The 13,856-nt window shown below is 51.5% G+C and carries 13 protein-coding genes; 9 read left to right on the top strand and 4 right to left on the bottom strand.

Translation table 11 applies throughout. The features are described 5' to 3' along the window. Positions 1–224: 224 nt before the first annotated feature. The gene (locus CRP01_RS06605; RefSeq protein WP_099149230.1) at positions 225–1,205 is read left to right on the top strand and encodes a hypothetical protein; all 981 of its coding nucleotides are present in this window, start codon (positions 225–227) and stop codon (positions 1,203–1,205) included. Here the strand turns inward: CRP01_RS06605 and CRP01_RS06610 are convergent. Further along, positions 1,198–1,473, bottom strand: a complete 276-nt coding sequence (locus CRP01_RS06610; protein ID WP_099149231.1) for a DUF6150 family protein — start codon at positions 1,471–1,473, stop codon at positions 1,198–1,200. The two genes, CRP01_RS06605 and CRP01_RS06610, sit on opposite strands and share 8 nt — an antisense overlap. Before the next feature lie 58 nt (positions 1,474–1,531). Between CRP01_RS06610 and CRP01_RS06615 the strand changes: the two genes are divergently transcribed. The 5 genes from CRP01_RS06615 (at position 1,532) to CRP01_RS06640 (ending at position 10,227) form a co-directional block, all read left to right on the top strand. After that, entirely contained in the window at positions 1,532–2,371 is an 840-nt protein-coding gene (locus CRP01_RS06615) for a rhomboid family protein (protein WP_099149232.1), read from the top strand. Positions 2,372–2,490: 119 nt separating this feature from the next. Continuing rightward, positions 2,491–3,588 (top strand): DUF3500 domain-containing protein, encoded by a 1,098-nt coding sequence (locus tag CRP01_RS06620; RefSeq protein WP_222845668.1) that lies wholly within the window; start codon positions 2,491–2,493, stop codon positions 3,586–3,588. 564 nt (positions 3,589–4,152) lie between these two features. Further along, positions 4,153–7,188, top strand: a complete 3,036-nt coding sequence (locus CRP01_RS06625) for a CHRD domain-containing protein (protein ID WP_170110258.1) — start codon at positions 4,153–4,155, stop codon at positions 7,186–7,188. Between the two features lie 305 nt (positions 7,189–7,493). Continuing rightward, complete coding sequence (locus CRP01_RS06635) at positions 7,494–7,892, top strand: BlaI/MecI/CopY family transcriptional regulator (protein ID WP_099149235.1); 399 nt, start codon at positions 7,494–7,496, stop codon at positions 7,890–7,892. Next, a complete protein-coding gene (locus tag CRP01_RS06640) occupies positions 7,885–10,227 on the top strand; it encodes a M56 family metallopeptidase (RefSeq protein WP_099149236.1) in 2,343 nt (780 codons plus the stop codon). Before CRP01_RS06635 ends, CRP01_RS06640 begins: the two co-directional genes overlap by 8 nt. A gap of 13 nt (positions 10,228–10,240) precedes the next feature. On the opposite strand, the gene CRP01_RS06645 is transcribed toward CRP01_RS06640, so the two are convergent. After that, positions 10,241–10,465: a hypothetical protein gene (locus CRP01_RS06645; protein ID WP_099149237.1), complete on the bottom strand. Its 225-nt coding sequence runs from the start codon at positions 10,463–10,465 to the stop codon at positions 10,241–10,243. 410 nt (positions 10,466–10,875) lie between these two features. Between CRP01_RS06645 and CRP01_RS06650 the strand changes: the two genes are divergently transcribed. From CRP01_RS06650 to CRP01_RS06660, 3 genes are all read left to right on the top strand, one after another. Continuing rightward, a complete protein-coding gene (locus tag CRP01_RS06650) occupies positions 10,876–11,346 on the top strand; it encodes a GNAT family N-acetyltransferase (protein WP_099149238.1) in 471 nt (156 codons plus the stop codon). A 34-nt stretch (positions 11,347–11,380) separates the two neighbouring features. Then, positions 11,381–11,905 carry a ferritin gene (locus tag CRP01_RS06655; RefSeq protein WP_099149239.1) on the top strand — a complete coding sequence of 175 codons (525 nt, stop codon included), beginning with the start codon at positions 11,381–11,383 and terminating at the stop codon, positions 11,903–11,905. A gap of 94 nt (positions 11,906–11,999) precedes the next feature. Next, positions 12,000–12,440 (top strand): putative signal transducing protein, encoded by a 441-nt coding sequence (locus tag CRP01_RS06660; protein ID WP_099149240.1) that lies wholly within the window; start codon positions 12,000–12,002, stop codon positions 12,438–12,440. Between the two features lie 7 nt (positions 12,441–12,447). Here CRP01_RS06660 and CRP01_RS06665 read toward each other — a convergent pair whose 3' ends face one another. Beyond that, positions 12,448–12,966: a DinB family protein gene (locus tag CRP01_RS06665; RefSeq protein WP_099149241.1), complete on the bottom strand. Its 519-nt coding sequence runs from the start codon at positions 12,964–12,966 to the stop codon at positions 12,448–12,450. A gap of 155 nt (positions 12,967–13,121) precedes the next feature. Next, the gene (locus CRP01_RS06670) at positions 13,122–13,772 is read right to left on the bottom strand and encodes a pyridoxamine 5'-phosphate oxidase family protein (protein WP_099149242.1); all 651 of its coding nucleotides are present in this window, start codon (positions 13,770–13,772) and stop codon (positions 13,122–13,124) included. Positions 13,773–13,856: the final 84 nt, after the last annotated feature.

The raw sequence follows: 13,856 nt of genomic DNA on the forward strand, positions 1-13,856 counted from the left end.
GTCGCCCGAACCGGGCGGTTAGCGGAAGAATAAACCGAAAGATGTCGGGCGTTAGACGGGAATGAGCGTGGACTTACCATTATTTTGCGGCCCTTATGTCAGACGTATAGTGGTGATTGTGCGTCTAAAGTAGTAAATTCACAAAAGGTCAGCATCCACTTAACATTCGAACTATCAGCCAACGGCCATCCGGTCGTTGCCCGATTGTCAATTGCTAAATAGCTATGAAAATCAGAACAAAACATTTTTTCTATACGATCGGTGCCTGCCTGGCACTTTGCCTGGTCGTATCCTGTCAAACTTCCAAACCCGATCAGGAACAGGAAGCGCAAGCTAATACTCCCACCCAAGAAGATCAGATGAAGGTCGTAAAATTAAGCGCTCAGGATACTTCCGGCTTTGAGTCGATCCGAAAATCATTTGTAACCAACAACCCCGGGTACGATCTGCATTATCATCCACAGACTACCGAACTGGAACAGCGCCCGGTACCCCGGCTGGCCTTCCTACAAACCGGCGGCGGGACCGCGATCATCAATGACGAATCTTCCAAGATCTCCGTGGGGGACATTATCAATATCCCCGCCGGTGCCCGGATGGAAACGGACAGCCTGGTCGACTTACTGGTATTCGATATTCCCGAAGCCCCGCCGACTGAGATCCCGGTCTTTATCCGGCCGGACTGGGACCCCAATATCACCGACACTCCGGGCGGGTGCGCAACGGAAACGAACGCTTACCGGCGTATTTTGCTCACCTGGGAAGGACGCAACGGGCCTTACCTCTACCACGCCCTCAACGCTCACCGGGTACGCATCATGAATTCCTTCACCCACTACCATCCACTGGAAGGCGGTTTCGACGAATTCTATCTCGTACAGATGGCCCAGGCCAAAGCAAAGATCATTACTTCGGAAAAGGTTGATCTGATCACGGAGCCGGGATCGGTCACCAAGGAGGATCTGCCGGATCTGCTCCAGCAAACACCGCTGGACGTCGGCGATCTGGTCTATCTCCCGCGCGGAGTGGCGCACCGCGGCCTGGACGGCGTGTTGGCCCAGGTCATTACGGTACCGGGTTTCATTCCCGGATCGGAGATCGGTATTGACCACCACCTGAAGGCGATCAGCGACCGGCTTTCGCTGGAGGGGGAAGAACGTTTACCTTATCACGAAGAAGCAGCGGAAACGGTCGTGGTCAAATAAGGTGCGATTTACTGGAATTGATCCAGCCGGCGTCCGATTGAACGTTGGTTCGGAAAACCACCAGATCGGCATCCCACTTGGAAGAGGCAAAATAGACGGCCTTTTTAGCTTCACTGCGAATACTGGTGTAGTACCAGATAGGACTACTGGAAGCATCCCACTGACTGGTGGTTTCGTAAATGGCCAGATCGGCATCAGACCGGATATCCGTTACATATACTTTGAGGTCAGCGTCGGAGGCGATATCCGTTTTGAATAAAATAGGCATTGCGGTGTTTTTTTGTAAATTTATAAAAGCATTATAAAAACGCGATAATCCCTCTAATATGCATAATGCCAGCCTTTTTGGCACCATTATTTTAATGTTAGCCGGCCTTGTAACGTACAAAGGGCTGCGTGATGCGTATTTTTTGGATCGTTACGCCTTCAAGATCGATCCGATCCTTATAGATCGCGAATATCTCCGGCTGCTCAGTTCCGGATTTTTGCACGCCGGCTGGCTCCATTTCGGTTTCAATATGATCGTACTGTTATCTTTCAGTTCTTCCCTGGAAGTGCTGTACGGTTTCGGTCCTTTCACGCTGCTCTATTTTGCCAGTCTGATCGGAGGGAATTTGCTCGCGTTGTACATTCATCGCAACCACGGTGACTACAGTGCGGTGGGGGCATCCGGGGCGATTAGTGGTGTCGTATTGTCCTACCTGGTGCTCTTCCCCGATTCGGATATCGGTTTTATCCTGATCCCGATCAGCATCAAGAGTTGGATCTTTGCCCTGCTTTTTGTGGTGATCTCCATTTTCGGCATTAAAAGTCAGTCGGATAATATCGGGCACGAAGCCCACCTTGGCGGCGGCATTGTCGGCGTATTGCTCACGCCCTTTCTCGCACCGGAGGGCATGACCATTCACTGGTGGGTTATGGCGATGATCCTGGTACCGACCACTTTGTTCCTGCTGCTGATCATCAGGAATCCGGCGGTGATGATGGTGCGGGAATACTGGGGAGAGAATGTGCGCGATTTCCAGTCCAGCTTAAATAAGACGGAAACACCCGCCAGTCGCCAGGCCGAATTGGACGATCTGCTGGATAAGATCCGGCTGCAGGGCTACGAAAGCCTAAGCCAAAAAGAACGAAAGCGCCTGGAGAACCTCAAGGACGAAATGTGATCAAAACACTTTATAACCCGCAATCCTGACGGAACATTGAAAGCCCCGATGGCGCATACACGCGCCGACCGGTAGCTTCCAACCGTAAGGATTGTACTGACTCCTAATATCGAAAAACCATGACAAGCCCAACCAGAACATTCATAGTGGTGGCCATCCTTTGCAGCAGCCTCTTCCTGGCCTGTTCTTCCTCCAACAATTCAGCGGCCTCCGGTCCGGATACCGATCAGGCAGTTATGCCGCAAGCGGCCGAATCCAATGCAGCCCTACCACCGATGGAGCAGGCGGCCACGGCTATCGTGAAGAGCCTGGATGCGGCGCAGCAGGAAAAAGCCTTGTATAGTTTTGACGATAAAGAACGGAAGAACTGGCACTTTGTACCCATGGTAAGAGGTGGGCTCCCGATGCGGGAAATGACCGAAGACCAGCGTAAAATGGTGATGGACCTCCTGCAAACGGCGCTCAGTGAGCAGGGCCGGGAAAAAGTGCAGGGCATCATTCAACTGGAAAGAGTACTACAGGAACTCGAAAACCATCCCTACGAAAATGACCGTCGCAATCCGCTGCTTTATTACCTCGCGCTTTTCGGAGAACCCGGCGGAGCAGATCCCTGGGGCTGGCGCTTTGAAGGACACCATCTTTCCCTGAATTTCTCCTCCGTCGACCGCCACCTGGCCATTACTCCGGCTTTTATGGGCTCCAATCCGGCTATCGTCCGCGACGGCAACTACAAAGGAACGGAAGTTCTGAAATCCGAACAGGACCTCGGCCGGGAACTGGTGCATATGTTTACAACCGAGCAGGCGGCACAGGCTATTCTGCCCGATCCCGCTCCTAGAGACATCATCACTTTTGTGCAGCAAAAGGTGGAACTGGATGAATATTCCGGCCTGCCCTATACGGCCTTTACCGCACCGCAGCGGGCCAAACTTGAAGAACTGCTGACCGTCTACCTAGATAATATGAAACCCGAGATCGCGCGGGAACACTGGGATAAACTACAGGAAAGCGGCATGGATAAGCTGTATTTTGCCTGGATGGGCGGCATCGAACCCGGTGATCCGCATTACTACCGCATCCACGGCCCTACGCTCCTGGTAGAGTACGACAATGTACAGAACGGCAATAATCATATTCATACCGTTTGGCGCGATCTGACCAATGACTTCGGAGAAGATATCCTGCGGGCTCACTACGAGCACGGACATAAGCATTAGACCAGCGGATACTGGAAAAATACAATCCACGACCGGCCGGGAAGATCGGAATACTTTCCCTTTTTGGCGCAAATTAAAATGGTTCGATAGTTAGCAATCATAGGAACCCAGAGTAGCTGTTTTGGGGATCAATCCGTACACCGTCGGGCAATTTCGCCAGCGGACCATGACCTTTATGATTTGATTGCATTGGTCCCGTTACTTTTAATCTTTAAAAGTGAACATATCCAAAAAGTACTCGTTCTATAGGATGTTTGGTATTTATTTTCGGAAGGTAAACGTTTTGCAGGCAAGCAACATTCGGAGCGAAGACCGAAGAAATAATGTAAATTGCTGTTTGTGATCATTACTGCCTCCGCTAATATTTCCGAAATTTTTCTGAATCGTAAACACGACTTAACAAAAACCATTAGTTACCCCCTTCATTCTACCCTCTGCATTAGATCCTCTCAGTAGATACCGATTTAGAAGCCTCAACTAAAAACACAAAAAACGATTTTCCATTGCGTGGCTCCGGGAGCCGTGTGATAACCATTATCTCTACATAAAACCATGAATTACCCTATGGCAAATTTTTCCAAACTTATCTTTTTAGGTATAGCCCTGATTAGCTTTTCTCTTCAGGCTCAAACTACTTTTGTAGCCAATCTCGCGGGCCGTAATCAAACTACTCCGGTAGTGACAATGGCCAGTGGAGAAGTTACGCTGCAGATCAGCAACAATCAACTGATCGTTAGTGGTTCTTTTTCGAACCTATCCGATGAACTGGCCACCGATATTGCCGGTGGAGCTCATTTGCACGCAGGTTATGCGGGGCAGAATGGCGGTATCCTACAGAACCTCACGGTCACTGCGGACGCCGATCTGAAGGGTGGCACTTTCGAAGCCGCCAATAATACTTTTCCGCTGACCAGCGAACTACAAGCTGCCATCGACGAAAGGAGACTTTACGTCAATGTTCATTCCCTGAGTCATCCGGGAGGGGAACTTCGCGGTCAGTTCCTGCGCGGCGATGCTAACAGTTATTACACTTCCAATTTATTCGGTAGCAATGAGATCCCTTCCGTGATAACGCGGGGTCACGGTGCCCTGTCCATCGAGATCAAAGGCACGACCATTGCCATATCGGGTTCTTTTGCGGATCTGGAAGGTGATTTCGACGCGACTGTTAATGGAGGCGCTCACCTGCACCTCGCAAACGCCGGCACCAACGGTACCATCTATTTCCCACTGGTAGCTACTGTAGACCCAGACGGTAAAGGCGGGGTGTTCACCCTGGAAGATAACACTCTAACGGTGGACGGATCCGAACTTACACCTTTTTCTTCCCGCAATCTTTACGCCAATATCCATACTACGGCCCACCCGTCCGGTGAGATCCGCGGGCAGGTAGTCGGGCAGGCATCCGTAGTCTTGCGGTCCCGGCTCACCGGCAGTAGTCAGGTACCGGTGCTGAATACCATCGGAGACGGCATAGTACTCACGGAGATCTTTCCGGATAGTACTCTCGTCGTTTCGGGCTCCTTCAACCGACTCAGTTCTAGCCTGGATGTCAGCATTGCAGGCGGCATGCACATTCATCAGGGATTGGCCGGTCAATCCGGCTCGGTCCTCATTCCATTGTCGGTAGTTCCCAACGGAGACCTTAAAGGTGGTACCCTGACCGCACCCGATAATGGGTATACCGCTGATGCAGCTACTCTCGAGGCGCTGCTCAACCGGTCTACCTACCTCAACGTTCATACGGTAAATCACGCCGGCGGCGAGCTCAGAGGCCAAAACCTGCCGGAAAGCAATGCTTATTTTCACGGTTTCGTATCCGGCAACAGTAGCGCACCGGCCCATGCATCTACGGGGACAGGGCTGATCGTAGGTGAATGGCTGGGTGATCAACTAACGCTTTCCGGATCATTTTCCGATTTGCGCAGCGCTGTCAATACGGAAATCGCCGGAGGTATTCACCTGCATTCGGCCATGATTGGTAGCAACGGCCCGATCGAATTCCCACTGACCATGCTCCTGGATGAAGACGCGCTGGGTGCCCAATTAATGGCGGATTCCAATACCTTTGACCTGGAAGAAGATCAACGGCAGCAACTCCTGGAACGCGGCATGTACGTCAATGTCCATACGATGGATGCCCCCGGCGGAGAGGTCCGCGCCCAGCTGCTGCACGAAGCCACTACTTTTTATATTGCACCATTGAGCGGAGCCAGCCATACGCCGCCTTTTGAGACCAGTGCCTTCGGTACGGTGGCGGTAGAGGTTTCGGAGGACCGGGCGTTTCTCACAGGTTCGTTTTCCGGCCTTTCGAGTGATTATGCAACTGCGGTCGGTTCTCATATTCATACGGGCATGGCCGGCCAGAACAGCGATGTGATCTTCGCCCTTCAGCCAACGCTGGGTGATGACAATCGCTCCGGTACTTATTTCGCGTCCGATAATACATTCACCCTCAATTTCAACCAAAGATCTGACCTGTCCGCCCGTAAGGATTACGTCAATATTCATACGGTAGACCGGCCTGCCGGAGCCATCCGTGGGCAACTACTGCCGCTGGCTACGGCCTACTTTACTACTTCTCTGCTTGGGAGTAATGTGCCAACCCCCATCATTTCCGAAGGCCGGGGAGAAGTAAAACTGGAATTGACCGGCAATCAACTGGTCGCTTCGGGTAGCTTCCGCAGTCTTGCCTCTACGCTGGCTACCGAACTTGGCGGCGGAGCACACATCCACCTGGGGGCCGCCGGAGAAACCGGAGATGTGGCATTTCCGCTAACGGCTTCCCAAACCCTCAATCTGCTGGGTGGTCTTTTTACCCCACAGGACAATACGTTTGAATTGACGGATGAACAGGTGGAAGCGCTGTTCGGAGAAATGTACTATATCAACATCCATACAGCCCTAAATATGGACGGAGAGATCCGTTCCCAGATCCTGCCGGAAGTCAATTTTTATCCCAGTGCACCCGAGATCACTTTCCCTGCCAACGGTGAAACGCTGGTGCTGGAAGGAGATTCCGCCATGGCTTTCACGGCCAACTGGATGCCCGCAGTAGACAGCAACCGCGTGATCTATACCTGGCAACTGTCCGCCATTCCTGATTTCACCGGCATCCTGGTCAGCGAGAATGTCGGTACCGATCTGTCTTTTTCCACCACCTTCGGGATCGTGGATGATCTGCTGGCGCTGGCCGGGATCGAAGTGGGTGCTTCCATCAACCTGTACCACCGTGTAATCGCTACCGACGGTAGCCTGACGAAAGTTGGCGCCGGTTCTCTTGTCACCATTCAGCGGGGTGAAGTAACAGGTATCCGCGACTTTTTGCCCCGGGAAAATTGGGGACTTCGGGTTTATCCGACCCTATCCCGCCCCAACAGTGAGATCAATGTAAATATCCGGGCGGCGAGATCCACGGAGGCCCAACTGGTACTTTTTACCGGTACGGGACAACAGTTACGCACCGAAAATATTCAATTGCTGCAAGGGGACAACCGGCAGTCGATCCAGTTACCGGACCTCAGCGCCGGCACCTACTATATCAACCTTATTGTAAATGGGCAGTTATTACCGGCCCAAAGAATCCTGGTTGGAAAATAAAGCGTTCAATTGTCCTCTTAACGCCTTTATAAAGTTGGTTTGCGCCCTGCTGCTCCCGGAGTGGCGGGGCGTATTTGTTTTGGAGATCGCCACCAGTCTTGGGCCTACTTTCCCGGGCAAGCCCGCCCATCACCACCATGATCAAATGTTAAAATACGACATCAGACGTAGATTTATTTGCATCTACGTCTAGTGTCGTATATATTTGTGCATACGATAAATGAAAAAGGGAAGCTGAAGATCAGCAATCCGCCAAAATATTTGGCTCATCGGCAGTCCTACCTCCCTTTACAAAATTGTGCTTTATGGAAGAACAGGAGATCTACGAGCCCAGTAATTCCGAACTGGAGATCCTGCAGATACTTTGGGCCCATGCCCCCGCCACCGTGCGCTTTGTACACGAACAGATCAATCTGAAGCGGGAAACCGAGATCGGATATACGACGGTACTGAAACAAATGCAGCGACTGGCCGACAAGGGAGTCGTGAAACGCAAACTGAAGGGTAAGACCCATTATTACAGCGCCATTCCCAAACAATCGGAGATCCAGCAAAATCTTTTCCAACGCTTTCTTTCCAATGTATACGAAGGCTCGGCCATGAAATTGGTCATGCACGCGCTCGGGCAGGGTAATACCAGTCCGGAAGAATTAAAGAAACTGGAACAGTGGATAGAAGAACAAAAAGACCAACAACATGAGTAATGCTACCTGGTTTTTCGACGCGCCTCTGAAAAGTGCTATCGGCTGGACGATCTTCCATAGTCTGTGGCAGCTTTCTCTGATCGCTCTGATCATCTACCTGATCCTTCGGTTCATTCCCCGAAAAAAAGCAGAATTCAGGTATAGCCTGCTTCTGATCGGGATGCTGGTAGGGCTGGTCTGCACCGGGATCACTTTTTTCCAGGAATGGAAACCGGAACGATCCGCAGCCAACATAATGGTAAATGCCAGACCGGATACTCCGGCGGCCATACCGAACGCCTTACCCGCCGGTGAACCGACGCCCTCGCTCTGGGATCAATTCGATATCCTGGGACAAAAACTGGATGCCCACATACCGGTCATTACCTTTTTCTGGTTGAGCGGACTCCTGCTTTTTTCCGCGTATCTGTTATTCGGACTGCTCTATTTAAAATACCTGGAACACCGTCGATCATCACTGCCAAGTGATCAGTGGTTGATTCGGCTCGAAGCATTACAGTTGCAGATGGGTGTGAAAAGCCCCGTGCGGCTTTTCATTTCCGACGCGGTCCACGAACCCATTACCTTCCAGCTATTCCGCCCGGTCATCATGGTGCCGGTATTTTTCTTCACCGGATTAACGCCGGCCCAGATCGAAGTACTTCTGTTGCACGAACTCGCCCACATCCGCCGATACGATTTCACCATCAATCTGCTGCAGAGTCTGGTGGAGATCATCTTTTTTTTCCACCCGGCGATCTGGTGGCTTTCCGGTCGGATCCGGGAAGAACGGGAGTATTGTTGTGATAATGCTGTTTTAGCCGTCAGGCAGGACCCATTTCCGTACGTAGAAGCGCTCACTCGAATTCAATCAACTCATTTCAATCATAAAAACAGATTAGCTATGTCCGCCAATGGAAAAAACAGTATACTCAGCAAGCGGGTATTCCGCTTATTCGGCCGCTACGAGCGGGAACCTTCCCGCTATAAAAGTGTGCTGATCGCCCTGCTCCTGCTGGCCGTCAGTTTCTCCGCTCAGGCTTTTTGGGTGGAAGAAACCGCACCGGTCCAAATTGAATCTCTACCCATCCTGGCAGTAGTCGAAGACCAGGAAGCTACACCGGAGCCCATCGAGCCGATAGTCCCGGAAACGGTCCGCGAAAACAGTCCCCTTCCGGCCACAACGCCGGCCGTCGCCATCAACCCGGAGCCTACTCGTTCGGAAACCGTTCGGGATACCCTGCCACTATACGTCATCGACGGGGTAAAGAAGGGCAGCTCCAACTCGCTTAATGACTTAAAACCCGATCAGATCAAATCGATCAGCGTACTGAAAGGCGATAAGGCGGTCGAAAAATACGGTGAGGCCGGGCAATACGGCGTGATTGAGATCAGTACCAAACAAGCTGACGCTTCCGAAGAAGGCAATGAAAACGCGAAACCCGAAACTCCCGCCAGTCCGCAGGGGACCATCCGCATCAGAGCCAAAACGGAGGTATCCAATACGACGGTAAAAGGGACCGTAACCGACGAAAATGACAAGCCACTGATCGGCGTTAACATCCTGATTAAAGGCACCAGGACCGGCACCATTACCGATTTTACCGGCGAATTTCAGTTAGAGATTCCCGATGATTGTGTTACGCTCGTTTTTGCTTACGTTGGCAAAGAAACAACCGAACTGGAAAATGTATGTGCCGGAGAAGAAAAAGTACTGGTGAAACTGGGCGCTTCGGAAACGTCCGGATCCGGAGTCATCAGAAAAAATGAACGCAATGCAGCTCCTCCCACCGGCACCATCATTAGCGGCCGCATCCTGAATGAAGATCAGGCGCCCATGATCGGTGCCAGTATCATCATCAAAGGAACTACCGTGGGGACCATTAGCGATATGCAGGGGGACTTCCGGCTGCGACTGGATTCCGACTGCGCTACGCTCGTGATCAGTTATGTAGGTATGAAACCTAAAATGCTGGAAAATATCTGTGAAGGAAAGGATTTGCAGATCATCCTGGTGCAAAAGACGGCCAATACGGTGAGCCCTACGGTTACGCCCAATACCAACGCAACTCCTTCGGCGGAGGACCTGGTCCAACCGGAAACGGTGAACTTAAAGGTATTCCCGAATCCGGCTCAGGGAGCGGTGAACATCTCTTTCCAGACAGAGCAGGAAGCCCGCGTGAAACTAAGCGTTTATACGTTGGATGGTAAGCTGGTTAAAACACTGGTGGATCAAAAACTTAATGCCGGACCACATCAATTCAAATGGGAATCCGGACCGGAGATGAAGGGTACTTTCCCAATTCTTTTGGAGATCGGGGATAAGATAGCCAGAAAACAGGTCGTGATCGAATAAAGACCGCGACCCATTAACGTCTTTCCGCGAGTATTTCGAGGATCACTTTTCTTTCGAAATGAACCGGAGCGGAAGCCAGTAAAGCGATCAGGGCCAGATTCAGGGTCATGCCCGGGAATACGCCGCTGACGGCGCCCTGGATGACGGTAGCGACGATCGCGAAGGCGGCGCCGAACCAAACGGTATTCAAGGCAAAATTGGATAACCTTTGCTTTTGATCCAGGCTTGCTGTCGACATTGATTCTAGGATCTCTCTGGGTACCATTCTCGTTTTTTAAAGATTTTAAACAAAAGATTGATCAATAATTGCACGGAGTCGTCACGACTCGGTAATGGGGGTGAAATGTATCTTTTGCACGCAACTGCTGCCGTTTCGGCACTATGGTCAGACGCTGTAAAAGTTCATTTCACCCCACCTTTGCCTTAGTAGCAAATGGTTGTGATGTGTTCATGTATGGTTGTAATTAGAGTGATTGATCGGCCGACATACGCTTCACTATATCCTTTCTGCCTATCTCACTCGTTCCGCCGTTGCGGAACCGATGTTTAAGTTGTCATTTTTTCCGTTCAACTCTTTACAAATTTCTATTTTACGGCTGATTTTATCGACCAGCGCCATCACTTGCCGGGTGGTCTTATCCAATACACATGTCAGCTACACCGATTATCCAGGTCAGTACGCCGGATCAATACCGGCAGGTACGAGCACTAATTGAGACTTATGCGGCTTCCCGCAACTTTGACGCGGCTCTGGCCAATCTGTTTAAGGAGTTGGATGATCTGCCGGCTTACTATCCGATCATCCTATTAGCTTACCGGGACGAAAGACCGGTCGGATGCGTTGCCTTTCAGGAACTGGAGGCAGGGATCTGCGAAATGAAACGCCTTTTCGTATTGCCGGAATACCGGGCATTAGGCATTGGAGCACAGTTGATCCAGGAACTGATCCGAGGGGCCCGGGAGATGGGCTACCGGGTGATGCGGCTGGACACCCACCCGAGTATGCTCCGGGCCCAGGAACTCTATCGTAGTTTCGGTTTCACCGAAATTGGCCGGTACAACCAAAATCCTATCCCCGGCATCCGTTTCTTTGAACTTCGGCTCTCGGAAGGTGTTTAATTTTATTGTTTAAATTTGCCAAAAATAGAGTCCTATGTTATCAAAAAATATGGAAGCAGCCTTGAATAAGCAGATGGAACTGGAGAGCTATGCCTCCTTTCTTTACTTATCCATGGCTTCCTGGTGCGACCAAAAAGCAATGGAGGGTTGTACCAAATTTATGGAAAGACAATCGGATGAAGAGCGGGAGCATATGCTCCGCATTTTTCGTTATATAAATGAGATGGATGGTCACGCACTGGTACCGGCGGTCAGCGAACCGCCGCACGAGTTCGGGGACATCAAGTCCATGTTTGAGAAAGTTTACGAGCACGAACAGAAAGTGACCGCAGCGATCCACAACCTGGTAGACCTGAGTCAGCAGGAAAAAGATCCGACGACCTACAATTTTTTGCAGTGGTACGTGGATGAGCAGCGCGAAGAGGAAACCCTCATGCGCAACATCCTGGACCGGATCAAGTTGATCGGAGAAGGGCCACAGAGTCTGTACTACATCGATAAAGAGGTCGATAAGATCAATCAGGCGGAGTTGGCCGCCGAAGGCGGTGCGGCCGAATAGCGGTCGGAAGATAACCGGGAGAGCCGGCGGGTGGTGTAATCAGCATCCGCTGGCTCCGGCGGACGCGCTTAAATGTTCTAAAAACGTACTACCCATGGGAAACCCGCTTGACTATTTTGGCGAGTTTGAAGAAGGTATTCAGGTTGTTGCAGTTCGCTACTTTTCTTTTGCTTCCGAGGCCAGCCTCTACGCTGCCCACCTGCGGGATGCCGGTATCCGCTGTTTTGTTTCCAATACCAATTCGGTAACCATGCTGCCGCTCGAACAACCGGGCATCGGTCTGCACATCCGCTCGGAAGACTGGCAGGCCGCCAATGAGATCCTCCGCGAAATAGATCAACAACTGGCCGAAGCTCCGGCCGAATCCTACCACGATGCGGATGAAGACGAGATCGAATACCTCCGCTCCGTTCAGGAAGGTGCCAAAGGGAACAATGCCCTGATGTGGCTGGTGGTGCTCATCATCGGCCTGTTGGTATTCCGCACTTTCGCCCGGGCGGCCGGACTCGCACCGGTCTTTTGGGATTGGTTTTAAGCTCCCTTTACAGGTACTTTTCCTTCGTCAGAATAATGTGGTGCCGTTCGTGGCCGCCGATCAGGTAGGCCAGAGCCCGCACTGATATGGGCATGCCGCTCATCGTACCGGTACGCAGCAAATCCTCCTCGTCCAGATAGCGGAACAGTTCCAGTGTAGCCATCCTTACCGCCTTATATTCGGCTATAATGGAGGCCGGGCTGCGTTTCTCTGCGTGGTAGAAAGGCACATAATCGTCCTGCTCAAAACCCGGCAGCGGAGTCTGATCATTTCGTGCGATGCGCAGCGCCCGGTAGGCAAAAATGCGTTCCGTATCGATCATGTGGATAATGGACTCCTTCAGGCTCCATTTGCCGGGAGCGTAGCGAAAATCCCAACGATCAGCGGGAATACCGGCAAGAAACTCGAGATGATCCGTAAAGGCCTGCTCCAAAACGGCAAATGCATCCGTTTCGCTGACCTTTGAAGTGTAGCGTTGAAAATAGGGAGCGTATTCAGACTCAGTCGGCCGGGTGATTACTGGCATGGTCTTAAGTGTTTATGGTGATTGAAAGTTAATTCTACACAAAATCTGCAACAGATCGCAATGAAAGTCCACGAAATTTAACGGAATAGATGACTTCCGCAATGGATCTGAGCATTGAATGTATGCAGTCCGAAAAACGCCCCCTAATTTTATCTTTAGCGCTCCGAAACCTGTAAAACACTGGCCGGCAGGTCGAGTTCTTTGCGGCTCAACGGGTCTTCCTGCGGCGCTCCGTAGCTTTGGTTGATGGGCAGCACTCCCGCCCAGATCGGCAGTTCGTAATCTTCCTTATCGTCTCCCGGAGGGCCGGTCCTGATCTTTGCACTGGCCTGCTCGATCTCCAGAGCCACCACCGAAGTGGCTTTGAGCTCTTTGGCATTGGGACCGCGAACTTCTTCCCAGCGTCCCGGCAGGATCTGTTCCGAGATCACTTCGAGGGCTTTGTTCTTTTCCGCCCCTTCCACCAATCTGGCGGTACCGAAGATCACGGCCGATCGATAGTTCATGGAATGGTGAAAGGCCGAACGCGCCAGCACCAATCCGTCGATGTGAGTAACCGTGACACAAACGGGCAGGCCCTTCTGGAGCGCCACCAGCATCCGGCTGGTCGTGGCACCGTGCAGATAAAGCGTATCCCCATCCCTGCCGTAGATAGTCGGGATCACAAAGGGTTGACCGTCCAGGGCAAAACCGACATGCCCCACGCAGGCATCATCCAGGATCGCATAAATCGCGGGGCGATCGTAATGCCCCCTTTTTGGAATGCGTTTTACCTGGTTTCGGCTGGTCTTTTCAAAAGCTTCCATCTTAAATGTGTTGTTTTACCCAACAAAGCTATATTTTAACCGGAGTATTTCAATCCTCCATTTTTTAACTTTTAGATGGTCCGG

Origin of the sequence: Flavilitoribacter nigricans DSM 23189 = NBRC 102662, from assembly GCF_002646595.1 — a bacterium.
Taxonomy (GTDB): Bacteria; Bacteroidota; Bacteroidia; order Chitinophagales; family Saprospiraceae; genus Flavilitoribacter; species Flavilitoribacter nigricans.